Here is a 24,714-nt window from a genome sequence, read left to right as displayed (position 1 = left end):
TAAAAACTATACTATGGAAAACAATAGGGAAATAATAGCTTTTATAAATAATCAACCCATATTTAGCAATTATATAGAAAATTTACCTTGTAACATCCAACTAAAATCTAGAGCCAGAGCATTGCGTAAAGCAGGTGTTTTATCAGAAGTTATTTTCTGGTTGCAAGTTCACAAAGGAATGTTTTGGAAAATTGACTTTGATAGACAAAGAATTATAGGTAACTATATTGTCGATTTTTATATAAAAACATTAGGATTAATTATTGAGATTGATGGGTCAAGTCATAATGAAAAAGAAAAATACGATCAAAAAAGAGACGACTATTTTATATCATTAGGACTAAAAATTTATAAAATTTCAGACTTAAGAGTAAAGCATGATTTAAATAACGTAATGATAGAGTTGGAAAAATATATCACAAAAGAATTTGGCAAGAAAACTTAAACCACCCCTCCCTACGGGCACCCCTCCAGTGGAGGGGATAACAAAAAAATAAATACAGATTAAAAATTAGTAAAAATATACTGCGCAGTTTTTGAAAAAAGAATTAGTTTAGTATAACAAAACTATAGCCCTGCTGTTCACTGTATTTTTTTAAGGCTTCCAGCCTTTAGAAGGCTGGAAGCATTAAACCAAAAAAAAAAAAAAATGAGACTACAAGATTTTGATAATGACGAAGACAAAGTAATTCAGGATAAACTGAAGCAAAAAACATGGAATGAAATTCGTACTAATGACAGTTGGGCGATTTTCAAGATCATGTCAGAATTTGTAAATGGGTATGAAACTATGGGGCGTATTGGTCCTTGTGTAACTATTTTTGGTTCTGCTAGGATTCAGCCCGAAGATCCTTATTATTTACTTGCAGAAAAAATTGCTTATAAAATCAGTAAAGCTGGTTATGGCGTTATTACTGGTGGTGGCCCTGGAATTATGGAAGCCGGAAATAAAGGTGCGCATTTAGGCGGAGGTACCTCTGTAGGATTGAATATTGAATTGCCTTTTGAGCAACACTACAATCCGTACATTGACCGAGATAAAAACCTGAATTTTGATTACTTCTTTGTTCGCAAAGTGATGTTTGTAAAATACTCTCAAGGGTTTGTTGTAATGCCAGGAGGTTTTGGCACTATGGACGAACTATTTGAAGCGATGACTTTGATTCAGACTAAAAAAATAGCACGTTTTCCAATTATTCTGGTAGGCACCTCATTTTGGTCAGGTTTAATTGAATGGATTAAAACGGTTTTAATAGAGCGAGAAAAAACGGTAAGTGCCAGCGATTTGGATTTGTTCAAAATTGTAGATACCGAAGACGAAGTAGTTGCTGTTTTAGACGCATTCTACAAAAAATACGATTTGAGTCCTAACTTTTAAAAGAAGTTCTTTTCAAAATTACCTGAACTGTTTTCGGTTAACAGCTTGTATATTGTACCTAAAATTTGACCATTGAAATCATTTCTAAAAATAGCGTTTTGTATACTGATGGCATTAGCATCAAATAATCTGATGGCTCAGCATCGTTCCAAAATGAATGTTGAGTTGAATGCTGAAAATAAAACGCTTAGTATTCAACAAGAAATTACTTTTTTTAATCAGTCAAATGATAGCATCAGTGCTATTGTATTAAACGATTGGAACAATGCCTACTCCGACAAGAACACTCCTTTAGGTAAACGATTTTCGGACGAATTTTATCGAGGTTTTCATCTTGCTAAAGAAGAAGAACGTGGCAGTACAACCAACCTAACAATTCTTAATGAAGATAAATTATTCCTTTCTTGGTTTAGAACAAAAAACAATCCTGACTATATCACTGTAGACTTAAGAAATAAACTAGCTCCAAATCAAAAAGTCACTTTATATCTTACTTATTTTTCTAAAATACCGAGTAATAAATTCACCAAATACGGTTATGCCGAAAATGGTGATTTGAATCTTAAAAACTGGTTCCTCACCACTGCTCGATACGAGAACAAAACCTTTGTTAAATATAGCAATAGTAATTTAGATGATATTGCTAACGGAATTTGTGACTATACCATTCACTTCAAAATTCCGAAAGGACTTACTTTAACTACCGATTTAAATGTTGCAGAACAAACTGGAGATAAAACCCATTCTGATTACTTATTAGAAGGAGAAAACAGAACTGATTTCAGTTTGTTCATCGAATCTAAATCCGGTTTTAAAAGTTATTACAACGACTTAAATGAGGTCATTTCTAATATCAGTAATGAGAAGCTAGATGAGATACAAAAAATCATAATTATTAATCGAATCGCTAATTTCACTAATGATTTCATTGGTATTTATCCTCATCAAAAAATTGTTGTTTCACAAACTAATTATGACCGAAATCCATTTTACGGTCTAAACCAATTACCTTCATTTTTAAATCCGTTTGAAGAAGATTTTTTATTTGAAATCAAGTTTTTAAAAACTTATTTGGAAACTTATTTAAAAAACAGTTTGCATTTAGACCCAAGAAAAGACAACTGGATTTATGATGCATTACAAATGGATGCTATGATTAAATATATAGAACAATATCATCCAGACACCAAAATGTTAGGTAAAGCTTCGAGTTACAAACTTTTAAAAAGCTATAATTTAGCCAATCTAAAATTCAACGAGCAATACAGTTACTTCTATATGCTGATGGCTCGTAAAAATCTAGACCAAACACTTGGCAGTACAAAAACTGATTTAATCAAATTCAATGAACAAATTGCCAGTAAGTACAGAGCTGGTTTAAGTATTCGATTTTTAGATAATTACTTGCAAAACGATATCGTTAAAAATAGCATTCGTGAATTTTATATAAAAAATAAGGCACAACAAACTTCCAATACAGACTTTGAGAATATATTAAAATCCAATACCAATAAAAATATTGATTGGTTTTTTACCACTATTGTAAATTCTAGGGAGTTGATCGATTATAAATTCTCTAAAGTTTCACAAACCAAAAACAGTGTCACCTTTTCTGTAAAAAACAAAACCGAAATTCCTATCCCAATACCAATTTATGGAATTAAAAAAGGGGATATTGTATTTAAAGAATGGTTAGATTTAAAGGAATGCGACAGTACTTTTACTTTAAAAAGAAATCATGCAGATAAAATTATATTGAACTATAGAAATGAAGTTCCTGAATACAATTTGAGAAATAATTGGAAAAAATTAGAAGGTTTTTTTCCGAATAATCGACCAATAAAATTTGTTTTTATGAAAGATTTAGAAGATCCTTATTACAATCAAATTTTATATGTTCCCTCAGTAACCTATAATTTTTATGATGGAATTTCTCCTGGATTGCGCTTGCATAATAAAACTGTTTTAGACAAGCCATTTATATTTGATATAGCTCCAGCATTTTCTACAAAATCTAAAAATGTTTCAGGAAATGGCGCACTTATTATTAATGAAAATTACAGAGATAGTAAATTGTTTAATATAAGATATACTCTTAGTGGAGCTTATTTTCATTACGCTCCAGATGCTACTTACACTAAGATTTCTCCTTCTATCGAATTTAGAATACGTGAAACTAATTTTAGAGACAATAGAAAACAGGGGATTGCTATTCGACAAGTTATAGTAAATAGAGAAAAGAGTGAATTGATTTCTACTAATTTTGGTGAAAATTATTCTGTTTTAAATGCTCGGTATTTTAATACAAAGACCGAAATAACCAATCACATTAGTTCAAGTAGTGATATTCAATTCTCAAAAAAATTCGGAAAAATTGCGGCAGAAATTGAATATAGAAAGTTATTTGAAAGTAATCGACAAATTAATTTACGCTTATTTGCAGGTACTTTTTTATATAACAAATCTAATTCTGACTATTTTAGTTTTGCCTTAGATCGACCTACAGACTATTTGTTTGATTATAATTTTTATGGAAGATCTGAAAGTACCGGTTTTTTTAGCCAACAATATATTCAAGCAGAAGGTGGATTTAAATCAAAATTAAATATTCCCTTTGCAAATCAATGGATGGTTACATTAAACGGAAGCGTAAATATTTGGAATTGGATTGAGTTATATGGCGACCTTGGTCTTATTAAAAACAAATCTAAAAATGGCCATTTCGTTTACGATAGTGGAATCCGATTGAACTTTGTTACTGATTATTTTGAATTGTATTTACCCATCTACTCTAATAACGGCCTAGAAATAAATCAAAAAAACTACAATGAAAAAATACGTTTTGTGGTCACTTTTTCACCTAAAACGTTAATCAATCTTTTCAATAGAAAGTGGTTTTAAGGATATACAATTTATTTGAATTAAATTACATATTTATTTAACAAATTATATTTTTACAAATAATAATTCAACAAAAAGCCAAAAATAACCAAAATGATTACAAAAAGCTAAATTTAATTTTTAGACATACTATGAAAATAAGTAGTTTTTAATTAGATTTGTACATTATGTCATCCTTTTCAATTATGATAAAAGAAAAAACGAATACAACATTAACGTTTGAAGACTTCAAAACAGAGGTCTTGAATGACTACAAAATTGCTACAACAAGTAGAGAATGTAGTTTACTTGGACGTAAAGAGGTACTAACTGGAAAGGCAAAATTTGGCATTTTTGGAGACGGAAAAGAATTGCCTCAATTAGCTATGGCTAAGTCTTTCAAAGAAGGTGACTTCCGTTCTGGTTACTATCGTGACCAAACGTTCATGATGGCCATTGGAAAATTGACAATCAAACAATTCTTTGCTGGTTTATACGGACATACCGATTTGGATTACGAGCCTATGTCAGCAGGAAGACAAATGGGAGGCCACTTTGTAACCCATAGTTTAAATGAAGATGGATCTTGGAAAAATTTAGCCGAACAAAAAAATTCGAGTTCCGATATTTCCCCAACGGCAGCACAAATGCCTCGCCTTTTGGGATTAGCTTATGCTTCAAAAATATACCGACAAGTTTCAGGAATAACTAATGCCCCTAATTTTTCTAATGAAGGAAATGAAATTGCTTGGGGTACTATTGGCAATGCCAGTACTTCTGAGGGTGTTTTCTTTGAAACTATAAATGCCGCTGGAGTTTTACAAGTGCCAATGGTCATCAGTGTTTGGGACGATGAATATGGAATTTCTGTCCATGCAAAACACCAAACTACTAAAGAAAGTATTTCTGAAATTTTAAAAGGATACCAAAGAGAAGAAGGAACAAACGGATTTGAAATCTTAAAAGTAAAAGGTTGGGATTATGCCGACTTAATAGCAACGTATCAAAAAGCAGAAGATTTAGCTAGAACCGAACATGTTCCTGTATTGGTTCATGTATCTCAATTAACACAACCACAAGGTCATTCGAGTTCTGGTTCTCATGAGCGATACAAAAGTGCCGAACGATTGACTTGGGAAAAAGATTTTGATTGCATTCGCCAAATGAGACTATGGATGATTGCTATTAATATTGCATCACCCGAAGAATTAGACGAAATAGACGCAATCGCTAAAAAAGAAGTTCTTGAAGGAAAAAAAGAGGCTTGGAATGAATTTATCAATCCCATTTTAAACGAACAAAAAGAACTACTATCGCTACTTGAACGAGTAGCTGAAACTAGTCAAAATAAAACCAAAATTCTTCAATACGCTGCTGTTTTAAAAAACATCAAAGATCCTTTAAAAAAGGAGATTTTAGGTACTGCACGTAAAGTATTACGTTTGTTAATTAACGAAAGTGGAAAAGCAGAAGTCTCAAAATGGATTCAGAATTATACTGAAGGGACTCAGAAAAAATTCAGCAGCCATTTGCATTCTGAATCCAATTCTAATATATACTCTGTTCAGCCAATAGCACCTAAGTACAACGAGAATACCATTGCTGATACCGATGGCCGTATGATAATACGAGATAACTTTGATGCCTTGTTTACCAAATACCCTGAAGCTTTAGTTTTTGGAGAAGATGCAGGAAATATTGGCGATGTGAACCAAGGTTTAGAAGGCATGCAAGAGAAATACGGCGAATTACGTGTTACTGATGCTGGAATACGAGAAGCAACTATTATAGGACAAGGAATTGGACTAGCTTTAAGAGGACTTCGCCCAATTGCTGAAATTCAATACTTGGATTATTTATTGTATGCCATTCAAATTTTAAGTGACGATTTAGCTACTTTACAATACAGAACTCTTGGAAGACAAAAAGCACCATTAATCATTCGTACCCGAGGTCACCGATTAGAAGGTATTTGGCATTCGGGTTCTCCAATGGGAATGATTATTAACGCCATCCGAGGAATTCACGTTTTGGTTCCTAGAAATATGACCCAAGCAGCTGGATTTTATAATACACTTTTAGAAGCTGATGAACCTGCTTTAGTAATAGAATGCTTAAATGGGTACCGATTAAAAGAGAAAGCTCCTTTGAATTATGGCGAATTTAAAACCCCTATTGGAATTGTAGAAACACTTCGTGAAGGTAAAGATATCACTTTGGTTTCTTATGGTTCTACCTTGAAATTAGTGGAACAAGCTGCTAATGAATTAGCCGAAATAGGCATTGATTGTGAAATAATCGACGTTCAATCTTTATTACCCTTTGACATTAATAAGGATATTGTAAAAAGCATAGCTAAAACCAATCGTTTACTAGTGATTGACGAAGACGTTCCTGGAGGAGCTTCGGCGTATATCTTACAACAAATTGTAGAAGAACAAGATGGATATTCTTATTTAGACAGTAAACCACAAACCTTGACTTCCAAAGCACATCGACCGGCTTATGGTACAGATGGTGATTATTTCTCAAAACCATCCGCAGATGATATCTTTGAGAAAATTTATGCTATGATAAGTGAAGTAAATCCTTCTCAATTTCCAGATTTATATTGATATATATTTATAATTAAAAAGGCTACCAGTGGTAGCCTTTTTAATTATCTTTTATTGCATATCATAAAAGCGACTGTTGTTTCCTCTTCGGTTTTTCTTAAACGGATTAAAGTCAAACGTAACATAAATCTCAAATGAATTATACGTTGTCCCTGCTATCTTTTTACTACCAATATCAAATGAATAATTAGCCCCAACTTCTATTTCTTCAATAAAAATACTAAATGAAGTTCCTACTTGTGAAACCGAAAATCCATCGTATTTATTAAAATGTTCATTTAAACCAAAAGAGACATTCCCTAAAATAGCTTCTTGATACAAATCGATTCTTGTTTTAACTCCTTGTTTTGCAAAGGAATTATACAAATACAAATACGAGTTTTCAGGTAAAAAAGCACTTTGTCCATAGGGATTTAAATCTCTTTCATACCCAGATTGCAAAGACATCAGTAAATCTTTTTTATTACTTGCATCACTATTAAATGAAGTTTCAGGACGATTGATATGTTTTATATTTAATCCAAAAAATAAGTTTCTATTATTATGAACAACTGCTCCAGCACCAATATCAACATAATTAATTTTATTATCTATTGTTACTGGATCCCTAGTTATTCCAGCTATGTACCCAGTAAGAACATTAATCTGATCTTCAAAAATTAAAGACGAATAATCCAATCTATTATTTCCATAACCAACAGTTATAGAAGGATTAAATGTCCAATCATGGGTTAATTGTGCCTTATAGATATAATGAATATTCGCCTGAGTGGTAGAATATCCTAATTGACTAATTTTTGTTGAATTAACATCTAAGGCCAATGAAAACTCATTATTATCAAAATAATGTGTCGCAAATCCAAATCGAGATTCAATTTTGCTACCCTCATTGTACCCTTCTGTACTATAAATTACCCCTGCTTTTGAAGAATCTCCAAAACCGTAAAAACTAGGATTAACAATTCCCATTACCTTATTTTGATTTTTCAATGCAAAATCTTGTCCGAAAATAGGAAGACAGAAAATAGAAACAAGAAAAATGTATATATATTTAGTAGTCATAATATTTACTATTTAATAAGGATAAAGTGTCCTTCTTTTTCAATTATTTTATCATTAATAGTTTTAGCCATAATATAATAACGATAGGTGCCATTAACTGGTTCTGAATTTACTTTTTCTATACCATTCCAACCCCAATCGACTGGAAGTGAGGCTGTATCAGAACTAATTTCATAAACAAGATTACCCCAATTATCATAAATATTCATGCTTACTTCTTTCAACCCTAATAATGAAGGTCTAAATAAATCATTGATACCATCATTATTTGGTGAAAAGGCCGTTGGTAACATAATACCAGCTCCTTGACCTACAGTCACAATTTCAGTGATAGAACGAGAACAACCAAACTGATTATAGACTGTTAATGTCACTGGATATAATCCATCTATAGCATAAGTATGATACACTGTTGTTATGCTTTCACCTAAGCTATTTGGATTAATATCTTCTGGATTATAAAACACTTTTGGTGGACTATTATCCCCAAAATCCCAAACGATATAATCGTATTCTGCTGGTATATTTGACGCAGTTAATCCGTTAGTAAACTTAACACTTTCATTTACTGAAACATTGCCATACGTTGTTAAATTTAATGATGTATAACTCAACTGTGGGTTAACAATCGTTGTATTTATTGTTTTTGTATCCCAACAATTTTGACTATTCATCACCTTTATAATTCCGGCAGGAGTTGTTGGATTTGCAATTGATATTTCATACACATTATTACCTAAATCAACACTAGAAACTAATGAATTATTGTAATAGAATGTAAGATTACTATCTAAACTAGATACTGACACTCTAACTTTACCCGCTGTATTAGCACATAACGTTTCGTCTAAACTAACCGAATTAATTTTAAGTGTACTGTAGTCATATATTGTAAACAAATAAGGATCTGTAGTACAGTTATTACTATCCGTAACCGATAAATAATAAAGACCAGCTTTCAAATTACAAATATTGAAATAATTATTATTCAAAGGAACAACCGTATTCAATGCTTGAGAAGATGGATCCAAATACTTCAAAACAAATTGCGTATAAATACCACTTCCCCCTGTATAATTGAAATTAGCACATCCCAATGCTCCATTACAAGTTACATTAGTTGTTGATACTAAAGAAATTACTATCGGTTGGGCAGGTTGTACTGTATAGGTTTTAGTTGGTAATGGACAACCAATAGCATCTGTTCCGCTAAGGGTATAATTTCCAGCTTCTAAACCAGTGATATTGGTTTGATTTTGTTGAAAACCATTTGGTCCTGACCAATGTACCGCATACAATCCACCTGAGGTTACACCTCCAATGATGGTCACTGATATAGCTCCATTTTGAGCAGTACTACAAGTTACATTAGTAACTGACTCATTGGTAATGGCCATTGGGGTCGATACTTTTAATACACCTGTTTTAACACTGCTACAAGGTAATGTAGTAATAGCATAGTTAAAGATTCCCGCTTGGGTTGGAATTCCACTAATTAACAACTCACCTGTTGTCGAATTGAATGACGAACTAACTCCTGTTGGCAATCCCGTTACAGAAACACCTGTAGCCCCTGCTATAGTGTAACGTACAGAAACAATGGCAGTATTAAAATTAGTTTGACACAGAGTTTGATTATCTGTACCTGCAGCAGAAATCAAATTAATTGATACTGCAGAATTTACATTAGATATTACAATATTTTCTGTTATTGAACAACCTGTCGTAGTTATCGGAATGGTAAAAGTTCCATTAACTGTTGGATTTCCTGAGATTGTATAGACTCCTGTTGAAGCATCCAATGAAATAGCCAAACCTGTTGGTAATGTTGGATTGACAATACCTGTAGCTCCTCCTCCTAATGTAAATCGGATAGGTACAATAGGTCCATTTTGACAAACTGCTTGATTCAGAGAAGACGAATTACTCAAGAAAGTAATACTCGCAGCTGGCTTAATATCAAAACTAATACTTGTTGTTGCAGCCGAACCACAACCTCCTTGTGTAGTAATATTGTAATTCTGAGGGAAGCTCGTAGCTACTGTTGGTACACCCGAAATAGTTACTATTCCTGTTGTACTATTTAATGAAGCTGTTATCCCATTTGGCATAGCTGGATTCACATTTACACCCGTTACCCCAGAAGCTACTGTAAAAGTAATTGGGTTGATTGTACTATTGATACAAACGGTCTGACTAGCCGTTCCTGAAAGTAAGCTTATTGACTGTACAGGATTTACTATAATTGTACCAGCCGAACTAGTTCCACAAGCTGTTGATGAGGCAACAACATAAGGAAATGAACCACTTTGAGTTGGTGTTCCAGAAAGTATTCCCGTTGCAGAGTTAAAAGTTACTCCAGAAGGCAACACACCTGTAAGAACCAGTGTCTCTGTTGAAGGGGTTATTGCAAACGTAACAGGAACAGCAAATGAAGTTCCTATACAAACGGTAGTGTTTGGATTTCCTGAAACTACGTTAACTGTTGCATTCTGTGCAATTTGTATAGTACCCGAATAGGTTGTTTGATCACAAATTCCATACGATTGTACTGTGTATGTAAATGTTCCTACCTCACAAGAATTACCTGAAATAGTTAGTGTGTTTGAAGCGATAGACCAAATTAATCCTGCAGGGGCGTGAGGTGAAAAGACTACATCTCCACCTGTAGCTCCTCCTCCTAAGTTGTAAGCAATTGGCTGAATTGAAGTACAAGCACATACTTTTTGATTAACTGTAGTTGGAGTTAAAACATTTATGATATCATCTGCATTAATCGTCAAGGTTCCATTGTAAGAGGAATCACATCCATTTACGGACCCTGCTGTATGAATTACATAATTAAATATTCCTGCTACGGTTGGATTACCTGACAAAGTCAATGTTTTAGCTACTGAATTATAAACACCATTAATTCCTGCTGGTAAATTCGTAACAAAAGCACTCGATGCCGTACCTCCAATAGTGAAGACTGCTGGACTCATTGACGAACCTTGACAAATTGTTTGACTAACCGTCATCGCATTCTGAGGAGTAATAGTTCCTCCCTGTTCAACATTAATAAATGCTTGATTTGGTAGAGTTATTGACGAATTACTACAAGTCGATACACTCGATTCTTGCACACTGATTAAAGTAACTACATAATTCCCTACAACCGATGTAGGTATTGCAACTGATACCGTATTACTTGTAGCTGTCGTAGATACCGTTTGAACCGCTCCTGAATTAATTTTGTATTGGAATACATAAGGAGGAGTTGCATTAGCACCTGTAAAAGTTATCAAAGGTTGAGTTGCATTTTGACAAACAGTAAAACTAGTCGTTCCTGAAATCGTTGCTGTTGGTACTGGATTAATTTTTACAACTACTGGTTTAACATTATAACATCCATTAGCATCTGTTCCCTTAATAAAATAAGTACCCGAAACCGAAATGGTATTTGGACTGCTAACAGCAACTGTTGTCGCATTATCATTCCAATAACTGTAAGTCAATCCAGAGCTTGAACCGGTTGTGGTAGAGGTTAAATCTACTGTATTAGGTACACAAGCTTCAGCTGGATTCGTAATAATAAGTGTTGGTAAAGGATTTATGGTTATTGTTGCACTTCCTGTTTGAGATTGTGAACAAGCTGTTGAACTACTATCGCTTACACTAACCAAATTATAAGTATATATACCAACCGTATTGGTAGATACAGGTAACGTCACACTATTTGAGATAGAAGTAATTGTTTGGTTAACACCTCCATTGACAGAATACGTAAATGTATAAGGTGCAACTCCATTAGCTCCTGAAAATGTCACAATCGGATTTACCGCATTAGCACAAGTCGAAACTGTACCTGAGATAGTCGCTGTTGGTAATGAATTAATAGTAATAGTTGCCGTCCCTGATTGCGATTGTGTACAAGCAGAAGTACTCGAATCACGAACACTAACCAAACTATAATTAAAAGTTCCTACCGTTGAAGTAGATGCTAAAATAGTCACACTACTTCCCGTAGAGGTGGTGATCGTTTGATTTGCTCCTCCATTTATGGTATATGTAAATGTATAAGGTGCAGTTCCATTAGCTGCAGTAAATGTCACTACAGGACTAGCGCTATTTTTACATACTGTAGTCGTTCCTGATATAGAAGCTGTTGGTAATGGATTAACATAAACCGTTACTGATTTAATATCAGAACATCCATTTGAATTTGTCGCTTTAATATAATACGTTCCTGCTGTAGCTAAACTTGGAGTAGTGTAAGGAATAGTTGCCAAACTGTCTCTCCAATACGTAAAATTCAATCCCGCATCTGATCCTGTAGTAACCGCTGTTAGATCTACTGTATTTGGCGCGCAAACTGGAGCTGGTGGATTGACAACTAATACAGGTAAAGCATTAATTGTTACAGTAGCTGAACCTGATTGCTGCTGTGAACAGCTTGAACTGCTCGCATCTTGAACATTAACCAAGCTATAAACAAATGAACCTACATTTGCTGAAGAAACATTTAATGAAACACTGTTTCCAGTAGCGGTTGTAATGGTTTGGTTTGCTCCTCCATTAATGGTGTATGTAAATGTATAAGGAGGAATTCCATTGGCACCTGTAAAAGTAACCGTTGGATTTGTACTATTGCTACACACTGCTGTTGAACCCGAAATAGTAGCTGTTGGCAACGAATTTATAACAACAGATAAATCGAATGTTTTAGAACATCCCGAACTATTAACTGGTAAAGTGATTTTATAAACCACCGTTTTAGTTGAAGAAGAGGTGTTTGTTAGAATCTCACTAATTGAACCCGTACCAGAAGTAGCTGCTTCAGAAATTCCTGCAACTGCAGCTCGTGTCCAAGATATTGTTCCTGAAACAGTACTTGTTGGAGTATAACTAAATGTAGTTCCTGAACAAATTGCCACTACATTAGTAGAAGATGTTAAGTTAGGTGTAGGATTAACTGCCACCGTTACTGTAGCCACATTTGAGCAAGAACTCGGCGCAGCTCCTTGAATTGTATATTGATATACTACATTAATTGGATTTGATGTCGTATTCACTAATACTTCACTAATATTTCCATTAGCCGTTGTTGCTGGATTTGAAATACCACTTTGAGTAGCTCTGGTCCAAGAAAATGTTACACCAGAAGTTGATGAAGTAGGTACATAATTGAATATTGATTCACTACAAATAGCCGCAGGTGTTAAATTACTCGTAAAAGTAGGTTTAGGAACAACCGTAATTGTATAATTAGCCGAAATAGGTCCTGCCCCACAAGCATTATTAACCACTACGCTTAAATTACCTGAAACATCAGTCGTTTGATAATTGATAGTAATTGTATTAGAAGCTGTAGTTACAGTACTACCGTTTGGAAGAGTCCAGGTATAGCTTGTCGCATTTGGCACAGCCAAAGCTGTATACACAATCCCCGAAGTTCCCGCACAAACTTGCTGTTGTCCACTAATTGAAGTAGCTGTTGGCAATGCATTCACCGTAATTGGGAAAGTAGAAATTGATCCGTTTCCACAACCATTTGCTCCATACACAGAAATATTTCCTGACAAAGAACCTATTCCATAACGAACAGTTATCGTGTTTGTATTTTGTCCCGAAACTAAAGTAGCTCCAGAAGGTATCGACCAATTGTATGTCAACACATTAGGATTTACAGGAACCGTATAAGTAACTGTAGCTGTTTCACTTTGACAAATTGTATTTCCATTACTCGACGAAATAGTTCCTAAATTAGGCGCAGAGCAATTGATTGTCAAAGTTACTGAATCTGATTTTGTGCTAGTACTACAAGCTCCTACTCCATTCACTGTTAAGGTCAATACTTCAGAGGTACAACTATTACTAAATGAGTTATACAATACAGGATTTCCTATAGTAAATGTTCCTGCTCCAGAAGTTGTCCAATTTTGAGTACCTCCGTTGGTAACATCCGTTCCTGTGATTGAGAAGGCTGCAATAGGTTGTCCTGCAATATAACAAGTTGATCCACTTACTCCTGCTTCAACTGTAGGCAAAGCTTGAATATTTACTGTGACATCTTCATAAACTGCAGCAGAGGAAGGACATCCTGCTTTTGGTGTTACATAAAGTCGAACAACTGCCGTTTTGCTCGTAGGCTCATTTACTGATAATCCCGAACTATATGTAGGATTCAAAGGATTTGTAGAATTAGCAATAATACTTCCTGGACCGCTTTGAACACTCCAATTTACCGATTGATAGTTAGAAGCTGTCCCATTCAAAGTAATCTGCGGACTGTTAACGCACATTTGTACATCACTTGCAGATATTGTAGGTTTTTTAACGATATCCAAACGAATTACACTCGAATTAGCAGGGCAAGTTGAATTACTCGATCCTGTTAAATTCAAATAAACATACCCTAAATTACTATCATCTGTACTTGGAGTATATACTGGTTTTAAAATTGACGAATCACTGAATACTCCCGATTGGTACGTTGAGCTTGAAGTTCCGTTGCTATTTTGAGAACTTGTCCATGATACGGCAGAAACATTATCTGCTGTTGCTTGTGACAATGTAAACGTACTGCCCTCGCAAATTGAAGCATTTACACCCGCATTTACACCTGTTCCTTGAGCAATTGTCAATTCCATTGTATCTGCAACTAATGTTCCGCAACTTGTACTAGCTACTTTAAGAGTCAAATATACCTTCCCTGAAGCTATATCTGAAGTACTTGGCACATAGGTAGGATTCACAGAATGTACATTTGAGAATGTTCCAGTTGCCAAGGTAGTTCCGTTACTATCCTGATAGGCTACCCATTCCAAATTAGTAGCCAAATTATCATAATTTGCTGCCGTGGCATTTACTAAATTATAGGTTGATGTTTCACAAATTGTAGCATCTGGTCCTGCAGTAACTGTTGGCTGCGGATTGATAGTCACAACCATAGTATCTGTAACTTCACTAATACATGGATTCGTATTTAAAGCGTGTAATGTAAGCGTAATCATTCCCGTTTCATTAGATCCTGGTAGATATTCTGGGAATAATGTATTTAATGTTGAAGCTTTAATTGTACCAGATCCATTTTCAGTCCAATAAAAATTCGTAGTATTTGCTACACTAGCATTACTATTAACTACTATTGGAGTTCCTTGACAAAAGACTGCATCTGTTCCTGCATTAGCTGTAGCTTTAGGTACTAAGTTTACCTTAATTACTTTTGAATCAGATGTGGAACAACCACTTAATGGCTGAGCTGTTACAGTTAATAATACAAACCCATTTGCTATTTCAGCAGTTGTAGGCGTTACTATTGGAGTTTCCGAAGTTCCGTTTATAATAGTACCAACAGTACTCATTCCTGTGGTATTTGTCCACAAAATAGAATTTGCATTATTTACCGTTATTACATCTGGTAAGGTAAATGTCTCGGCACACATTGTAATTTCTGTTGAAGAAGCTACAATACTAGGATTTTTATGAACTGTAATTACAACTTGATCTGTAACTGCAACTTGTGAGCAATTGGCATTTGGCATCGCAGACATCGTCAATGTAACTGTTGATAGATCATTTGAGCCTAAAATATAAGATGGTTTTATTCCTCCATTAGAACCTGAATAGTCAAAAGTACCATTCCCCGATGTAGTCCAAGTTACGGTACTAAAATTACTTGCGGTAGCTGTTCCTAAAGAAACGGTAGTTCCTTGACAAACTGTTTGATCAATTCCAGCAAAAACTTTGGGTTTAGAGTATAAAGTAATTGTCATAGAATCTACAACTTGAGAACAACCATTGGTTCCTCCTGCAGTCAAATACATCGTAATTACATTAACTCCCGAAGAATTAGCATAATCAATAGGATCTGGAATATATTTAGCTTGTAATGGATTAGTTCCTGTTTGAATAGTTCCTGCTCCATCAGTTGTCCAAGTATAATTAATTCCATTCGTTGCTGTTCCATTCAAAGTAACAAAAGCTACTCCTTCACAAACTGTTTGATTTGTTCCTGCATCTACTGATGGAGAAGGGAAAATTGTTAACGTTACGGTGTCTGAAACAGGAGTTGGACACTGTGTACCACCTTGAACTGTCAAAGTCAATGTTACTGTTCCTGATGCTCCTGCATTAGGGACCAAAACAGGATTAAGGGTAGTTTCTGTTCCTGGACTAATACTAGCTGGACCACTAATAGTCCAATTAAATACTGATCCCGGTGGTACACTAGCCCCTGAAATTGTATGGGTTGCTGTTTGACAAATAGTAGCATCTACTCCTGCGTTAACTATTGGACTAGGAATAACTGTAACAGCTACTTCTGCAAAAGCATTGGCACAAACAGCATTCAAAGCAGTCGCTGTTAATCTTAAATTAACGGTCCCGGATTGTGTTGCTGTAGGTGTATAGACTGTAGCCAAACTAGTACTAGGAGCAAACGTTCCTAATCCGTTTGAAGATGTCCAGTTTAAGGCGGTATAATCAGAAGCTGTTACTTCTGCTGTTGTCAATGTCAATGCCTGACCTTGACAAATCGTTCTTGTACTCGGAACTGATACAGAAGGTTTTGCTATAATAGTTACAGTTTTGGTAGTAACAGCATTTGTTCCACACTGACTGTAACCTGAGGCTGTCATTGTTAAAGTGACTGTACCCACCTGACCTGGAGCAGGATTATAGGTAGGCGTTAAACCATGTATGGTACTCGAATCTAAAGTTCCCGGTCCTGTTGCTGTCCAAGTAATCGTTGTATAATTTTGTGCTGAGGCTTCCCCATTAACTAACGTATAAGATGTTCCTTCGCAAATGGTAACATTGGCGCCAGCATTAGCAATTGGTTTTTTAACAATTGTTACTACCATTGTATCCACAACTTCTGGACAATTTGAATCACTTAGCCCATGAAGCGTCAAAGTTACTGTTCCATTCAAAATATCTGTAGCATTGGGTTGGTACGTTGTAGTAGCCGAATTTGGATTAACAAATCCAGAAGCTCCTGACGAGCTACTTGTCCAATTTACACTCGAAGTATGTGTTACAGCTCCTACCAAACTTATAGTAGCGCCTTCGCAAATAGTTTGGTCTAATCCTGCATTGACTACCTGTTTTGGATTTAAATTTAGAATAATAAAATCAGAAACAGAATTAGTACAAGGAGAAATAGCATCTACTGTAACTGTTAATGTAATAGGTGTTCCTGCGGCAATTTCGGCAGCACTAGGAGTATATATTGGATTTAATACAGACGGATTACTAAAAGTACCTTTATTAACACCACTACTTGAGTTTGAACTCCAAGTTATAGTTCCTGTATTTTGTCCAGTCACTCCTGTTATTTGAAACGGTTCGTTGGAACAATTATTTCTATTTTCTATACCTGCATCAACTATTGGTTGTTTTTGAATAGTAACTGTTTTTGTAGTGGTAGCCGAAGCACAAACAGGGTCGCCAATAGCTGTGAATCGTAATGTAAAGCTAGTGGTATCATTAGTGCCTGGTGTGTATAAAGCTGTTTCAGAATTTGCATTAGTAAATGTCCCATTGGAAGTTCCAACAGTTGTCCACAGCACAGAACTTTCATTCGTAGCAATAGCTGTAGCTGTAAACACTACTCCCTCACAAATGGTTTCAGTAGGAACTGTACTTACCGTTGGAGCGGGTTTAATAGTTATAACAATCTCTTTATAATCCGTCAATGCACATAAAACATCTGATTTTGCTAATAATCTTAATGTTACTGAATTAGATAATAAATCAGCTGCCGAAAAATTATAAGTGGTTACCAATGCTGTATTGTTAGCAAATGTACCCGTTCCTGTTGTTGTCCATAAATAAGTGGTACTGGTTGTTACATTAGCAACAGAATTCCCATTTAGCGCATACGAAGTTTGAGTGTTACAAATAGTATCGGTTGTTTTTGCAAAAGTTACTATTGGCTTCTTAATCACATTCAAAGTAAATTGAGAAGTGGTAATCACACTGCATGGCGAATTACTAGCTACACTGGCTTCAATTATAACAGTTGTACTTAAAGCATCAGGAGTATAGATTGGAGTAGCCGTATTGGTTCCCGATAAAGTTCCCGATCCTGAAACTATTCGCCACTGAATTGTAGCGGCATCGTGATTAGCAAAATCAGCTGTTAACTGTTTTGGTGTATTTTCACAAAAAGTATAATTGGCTTGAGTAGCATCAATCGTAGCTTTTTTAGTGATATTCACTTTAATAGTCTTAACAATAGGTGTAGCACAAGGAGCAATAGGAGTTACTGTCAATACTAAATTGGCATAACCCGCAACAACGTCTGCAGGAGTAGGTCTGTATGTTGGTGTAAATGTAGTACTTCCTGTTAAAGAACTTGGATTCGTAGTTGTCCATTGAACAGAAGCTACTGAAGTTGGATTAATCACATTAATCTGACTCAATGGTACTTGATACGTGTCTGTTTCGCAAATAGTAACCTCGGTTGGGTTTACCGTAATTACAGGGTTTTTAGTTATCAAATGCTCAACAGTATTCGAAATAGTTCCTGAACAAGGAGCTATAGCATCTCCTGTCAAAGTCAATACCACTTTGCCTGTTGCAATTTCATTTGGTCCAGGAATATATTCTACAACACGACTTGTATCCGAAGTAGAAAAACTTCCATCCCCCCCATTTTTAGTCCATTTTAAATTGGTTACTTGAGTAGTCACAGCATCCGAAGTTGTAATTACGCTACCCTCGCAAATAGTTTGAGAAGCTCCTGCACTCAAAATCGGTTTCTTCTGAATAGGAATACGTACTGTTTTTGAAACCGATGAACTACAAGGCGCATTCGGAATTGCAGTAATAGTTACATCGATATAACCGTTACTAATGTCAATTGCACTTGGTGTTACTAAAGGTGTTAACGAAGTCGAATTGGATATTATGGTTCCTGTGGTAGAAGTCCAATTATAAGAAGCAACATTAGCAACTGTTGTTCCAGATACCAAAATATTATTAGCATCTTCACAAATAGTAGCTTGTGGTGTTACTACATTTACAATTGGAGATTTGATTAAGGTTAGTGTAAAATTGCTCACCGATGGTATTGCACAAGGAGCAATTGGATTCGCTGTTAATGTTAAAATCACCGAACCACTTAAAATATCGGCAGCACTAGGTGTATAAATAGGATCGATAATATTAGAATAATCAAAAGTTCCTGTACCATTTGTTGTCCAAACTAAATTATTAACGGTAGTCAAATCAGCTGTAGCTGAAGTAATTTGAAAAGGCAAGGCACATCTTGTTAAATTAGCTCCTGCAGTTGCTACTGGTAGTTTTTGGAACGACAATTTGAATGTGTTGGATACCGAAGTTACGCAAGGAGCAATTGGATTTACTGTAATTTTTAAATTTACAAAACCAGCAGCTATATCATCCGTAGAAGGATTATAAATTGGATTCAAAGCATCTCCCGAAGGTGAGAAAGTTCCAGTACCTGTTGTAGTCCATACAATTGAATTCGTATCGTAAGCATCTGCAGGAGAAATTGAAACCCCTCCTATGCTAAACGTGTTTTGATTCACACAAATTGATGTGTCGGCTGGAACAGTAATTACCGGTGTTTTTTGTAAATTTAATCGAATAGTATCAGTGATTGGTCCTGAACAAGGTGCTATTGGATTTGCTGATAAAGTCAAAATAACAAATCCAGCATTATAATCAGAAGCTGAAGGAGTATAACTAGCTAATAAAGTAGTTGCATTAATGAACGTTCCTGTTCCTGATGTTGACCAAGTAACATTAGAATAATTACTAGCCGTAGCACTATTAGTTACATATGAAAATCCTTGACAAATTTCAGCAGTAAGAGGCCCCGCATCTACAGTAGGTTTTGATATAAAATGGAGTGTAATTTCTTTGAATGTCGAAGAATTACAATTCAACGGATTTCTAGAAGCTGTTAACTTTAATTTTACTGTTCCTAAAGTATAATCTGCTGCTGAAGGTGAATATATTGGTGTCGCTGTAGTAGTTGACGAAAATGTCCCCGTACCAGTTGTAGTCCATGATAATGTATCATAATCAACGGGAACTACTCCTGTAATAGTATATGGTCCACTATTCACACATAGATTCACATCTGGATTAATAACTGTAATCGATGGTATTTTATTGATTACTAAAGTCATTTGATCTACAGCATTGGCATTGCAAGGGAAGTTTTTAGTAGCTACTAAAGTTAATACCACTGAACCATTGCTTTTATCGCTTACACCAGGGGTATAAGTTGGCGTCAATGTATTCCCTCCTGTAAAAGTTCCATCTCCATTGGTTGACCATTGCAAACCTACATAATTAGTTGCATTTGCATTATTAATTGTATACGTTTCTCCTTCACAAATTTGTGCATTACTTCCTGCATCGGCAGTTGGTTTAGGAACTATGGTAATAGTAGTTTCCGAACTTGATGAAATAGTACAAGGCGCAATTGCATTAGCTTCAAGGGTCAAATAAATAACTCCTGACTCACTTCCTGTAGAAGTATAAGTAGGGTTAGTCGTATTATCATTGATAAAAGAACCCGTCCCTCCACTTCTAACCCAGTTAACTGAACTTGCATTAGTCGCAGAACCTGGTAATACTACTGAGTCCCCTTGACAAATCACCTGAGCTAAGCCAGCATTAGCCACTGGATTTTTTTGAATCGTCAATACCATTGTATCTTGGGCATTGGTACATCCTGCTTGAGTTGTAGTAACGGTAAAAGTAACCGAACCATTCACTATATCATTGGGACTTAAAGTATAAACTGGGTCTTCATTATGAATATTATCAAAAGTACCTGAACCCGTTGATGTCCAAGTTATAGAAGAAGAGTTGGTAACTGTAGATTGTAATTGATAAGTGGGAGTTGTTTGACAAATTGTTACATCACCACCTGCTACAACAGTAGGCTTAGCATTAATTCGATACAAAACACTATCTGATTTAGTTGTCCCACAAGGACTTAATGGGGTCACTGTTACAGTCAAAGTAACTGTAGAATTTAAATCTGAATTACTCGGTATATAAATTGGGCTACTTGCTGTTGGATCAATAAAATATCCTCCTCCAGAAGTGGTCCATTGAATTGTTCCTGGATTTTGTATCGAAGCCGCTACATTTATAGAACCTTCACAAACCGTAATATCAGCACCTGCATTTACAACAGGCTCTTTGATAATATTCAAAATAAGATTATCTGATACAGGTGTTGAACAGGCATTATTTCCTGATGCACTTAACTTTAGCGTTACTGAACCTGTTGCAATATCATTAGGCCCCGGAATATAGGTTGGCGTTAACGAAGTTGCACTAACCAAAGTACCATCTCCTGTTCCTTTGGTCCAAATGATAGTATTGGCATCTACATTTTGAACAGAAGCAGAACCTGATGGAACAATATAGTTCGATCCTTCACAAATACTCGTTGTTGGCGGTCCCGCATTGACCACAGGTGCTGGAGTGATTAAAACATCTACAGTATCAAATGTGCTTGCGCAAGTTGAATTAGAGGTGGCTTCTAAAGTAATAGTAATAGGCCCAGAATATGAAACATCTGCTGTGCTTGGGGTATAAATAGGTTTTGCTGGATCAGAAGTATTTAAAGTTCCTGTTACATTGGTAGGCAAAGTCCAAATATAATTGAATGCATTTTGTGATACTGAACCATCTAACTGAATTGGGCTTGTTCCACATGTAGCTACATCCAGACCTGCATTTGCAATTGGCTTTTTATCAATAATAATCACTAAATCTTCTGAGTACGTTTGAGTACAAGCTCCTAAACCTGTTACTGTTATTCGTAATTTTACTGAACCAGCTGCTATATCAGAAATACTTGGTGTATATTTTGGATTTAAAATATTAGTAAAATCAAAACTTCCTGTTCCTATCACTTTTGACCATACTATTGATGAAGTAGTATAATTAGATACTGAGGATTGTAACTGAATTTGATTAGTCGTTTCACACACATGGTATTGTGGAGCTCCAACAATAGTTACTACTGGTGGAGTTTGAACCGTAACCACTACAGCATTCACTTTCCTACATGATGTAGCTGATATAGTCTCTTCAAGAGTATAAGTAGTGGTTACAGTTGGAGAAACTGTTGGATTTGAATTTGTTGAACTAAACCCTATCGGATTGCTACTCCAAGAATAGGTTGATCCAAGTACTGAAGTACCACCAATTGCAATAGAAGTACCTTGACAAATTGTTGTATTAGCAATAACTGTTGCAGTAGGAAGCGGATTTGTAGTTACCTCAAATTGATCTTGAGTAGTACAACCAGAGGCGGTGTTTGTTACGATGTAGGTAAAAACTTGAGTTCCTAGTGTATTAAATAAAATAGTTGATTGATTCGTAGCACTAGAAAAACCCAAATCAGAAGTTAAAGAATAAGTATTACCTGCAACAAATACGTCTCCAAAAGTTTTGGTACTCCCTAAACAAATAGATTGATTAGGTATGTCGGTCACCGTTGGAGTATCTTTTACTACAATAGTAACAACATTAGAAAACGAAGAAGAACAAATTCCGTTTTTAACTTCTACTCTATATTGAGTAGTATCAGTAAGTGCAGGTGCATTATAATTGGTTGAAGTATTAGGAATATCAACCCAAGTAGCTCCGTTATTAATGGATTGCTGCCAATTAACAACATTTCCTACTTCGCTACCAAGCGTTAACAAACCTCCTGAAATTCCCTTACACACACTTGAGTTAGTTGCTGTTAATACTCCTCCATTTGATGGTGCTGTTACGTCTATAAAAGCAGGCGAAGAAAAAGCTTCTGTTGTAGTCCCGCTTTGTACAACGGCTCTAAAATACAATGGGCTAGTTAAATTTGTTACCGTATAATTAGCACTCACAACAGTAATATCTGTAACATTAGCCGAAAAATCACTTACTGTAGATGATTGCCATCTTTTTATACTTCCTGTGTAGCCCGAAATTGTTAAAACAGTAGAATTGGCACCACTACAAACTGTAGTTGACCCCGAAACACTACCACCCACTGAATCTGAAAAAACTGAAACAGTAACGGCAGTTCTAGCTGTACTTTCACAACCATTGACTTTTTGAGCAGCATAGTAGGTCCCTGTAGTCAATAATGCCGAACTTGCATAAAGCGCCCCTCCTGAGGCTGAATTGTACCAAACTGGTGCTCCTGCACTTGTAATTACCAAGTCCACAACTGTTTTATTTTGAGAAGTTAAAAAAGTTTGAGAACTTGCTGTAGGTGCTGCCGGGATTGGATTTACAGTTACTACTACTTGATCAGTTGCTGAACAACCATTAGTTCCCACACCTGTTAGTGTATACGTAGTCGTAGACGAAGGAACAAAAGTAACATTGTTTACAACTCCATTATTCCAAGTGTAAGTAGTAGCTCCACTTCCTACTAATGTAACGGAACTACCAGAGCAAATTGTTTGATCCAAACCTGCATTAACTACAGGCAACGCATTGACAGTAATTAACACCGATGGTGTATACACTTCTGAACAATTACCGCTTTTTACCACCGCTCTAAAATAAGTATTAGCGGTCAAAATTCCTGGAGTATACGTATTTGATGATACACTAATATCAGTCCAGGTTGAATTATTGGATGACGATTGCCATTTAACAACTGAACCAACGCTGTTATTTAAAGTAAGTACTCCTGGGGCAGTTCCAAAACAAGTCGTGCTCGGCCCTGAAATTGTTCCTGCAACACTCTCTGGTTGAACACTTACTGTAAATTGTACTGAATTACCCACGCAACCTTGATATGTTGGCGTCACTGTAAATACAGAAGAAACCACACTATTAGTTAAATTATTTGCGGTGAAAGTAGGTATTGGAGACGTATTTCCACTAGATTGACTTAATCCTATTGCACTCGAATTAGAAGAAGTCCAAGTAAATGAAGTCCCAGAGCCATTCAAAGGAGAAGCTGCAGTCAAAACAATACCACTTACATTAGTTCCTTCACATACCACTAAATCAGTAATGGAGTTGGCAACTGGTTTAGGATTAATCGTTATAGTATATATTTTTGAAATTCCAACACACCCATTGATAGAAGGAGTTATTTCAATAGTTCCTGAGATAGGTTCTGAGGTGGTATTAGTTGCTGTAAAAGTAGAAATAGCTCCTGTCCCACTTGTAGCCAATCCTATATTTGAATTTGTATTTGTCCAAGAAAAAACACCCCCCGATGGACTTCCCGATACATTAACTACAGGAACTGATGTTCCTACACAATATGATAAATCAGGGAAAGAAGTTGTTATTGAAGCCGTCTTATAAGTAAAAAAAGAAGTAGATACCCCACCATCAACATCTATTACTCCCGAACTAATATTACAAGGAACAACTACTTGCAATTCTGTATTCGAAACAAATGTTATGTTAGTACTCGGAATAGTTGTCGTACCAATTTTAACAATAGAAGTAGATGTAAAATCAGTTCCTGTAACAGTCACTATAGTTCCTGCATACCCTTCTGAAGGAGAAAAAGAAGAAACCGTTGGAGTAACTATAGCAGCACCTATGGTAGTATCTGTTTTTACATCTAACTCCTTTGAAAAAGAAGAAACACCTACTAACAGACATAGCGCAATTATAACAGATTGAAACAAGTGGGAATTTTTCATACTATTTTTCATAATTTAATTTTAAAGAAGAAAGTAATATTCTTAATTTTTTCTTCTATAATTATATGTTTAATACCTAAATATAAAATAACACAAGCCCTGATTTCAGAACTAAATACCACTTCAACTCTAG

The 24,714-nt window shown here is 35.4% G+C and carries 6 protein-coding genes; 4 read left to right on the top strand and 2 right to left on the bottom strand.

Annotated elements, in window-relative coordinates; all coding sequences use genetic code 11:
• Window positions 1–13: 13 nt before the first annotated feature.
• The 4 genes from Q0L65_RS13850 to Q0L65_RS13835 all read left to right on the top strand — a co-directional run bounded on the left by Q0L65_RS13850 (window position 14) and on the right by Q0L65_RS13835 (window position 6,873).
• Window positions 14–445 carry a DUF559 domain-containing protein gene (locus Q0L65_RS13850; protein ID WP_296687440.1) on the top strand — a complete coding sequence of 144 codons (432 nt, stop codon included), beginning with the start codon at window positions 14–16 and terminating at the stop codon, window positions 443–445.
• A 204-nt stretch (window positions 446–649) separates the two neighbouring features.
• Complete coding sequence (locus Q0L65_RS13845) at window positions 650–1,378, top strand: TIGR00730 family Rossman fold protein (RefSeq protein WP_296687439.1); 729 nt, start codon at window positions 650–652, stop codon at window positions 1,376–1,378.
• Window positions 1,379–1,486: 108 nt separating this feature from the next.
• The gene (locus Q0L65_RS13840; protein WP_296687437.1) at window positions 1,487–4,279 is read left to right on the top strand and encodes an aminopeptidase; all 2,793 of its coding nucleotides are present in this window, start codon (window positions 1,487–1,489) and stop codon (window positions 4,277–4,279) included.
• Window positions 4,280–4,464: 185 nt separating this feature from the next.
• Window positions 4,465–6,873 carry an alpha-ketoacid dehydrogenase subunit alpha/beta gene (locus tag Q0L65_RS13835; RefSeq protein ID WP_296687435.1) on the top strand — a complete coding sequence of 803 codons (2,409 nt, stop codon included), beginning with the start codon at window positions 4,465–4,467 and terminating at the stop codon, window positions 6,871–6,873.
• Window positions 6,874–6,924: 51 nt separating this feature from the next.
• Here the strand turns inward: Q0L65_RS13835 and Q0L65_RS13830 are convergent, their stop codons facing one another.
• Together Q0L65_RS13830 and Q0L65_RS13825 are read right to left on the bottom strand one after the other, a co-directional pair.
• Window positions 6,925–7,935: a type IX secretion system membrane protein PorP/SprF gene (locus tag Q0L65_RS13830; RefSeq protein ID WP_296687432.1), complete on the bottom strand. Its 1,011-nt coding sequence runs from the start codon at window positions 7,933–7,935 to the stop codon at window positions 6,925–6,927.
• Between the two features lie 8 nt (window positions 7,936–7,943).
• Window positions 7,944–24,581, bottom strand: a complete 16,638-nt coding sequence (locus Q0L65_RS13825) for a PKD-like domain-containing protein (RefSeq protein ID WP_296687430.1) — start codon at window positions 24,579–24,581, stop codon at window positions 7,944–7,946.
• Between the last annotated feature and the right edge of the window lie 133 nt (window positions 24,582–24,714).

Source organism: Flavobacterium sp. (genome assembly GCF_024642105.1).
In the GTDB taxonomy this organism is placed as follows: Bacteria; Bacteroidota; Bacteroidia; order Flavobacteriales; family Flavobacteriaceae; genus Flavobacterium.
The sequence above is the reverse complement of the archived record's forward strand: the minus strand, read 5'-3'. Positions and strand labels throughout refer to the sequence as shown.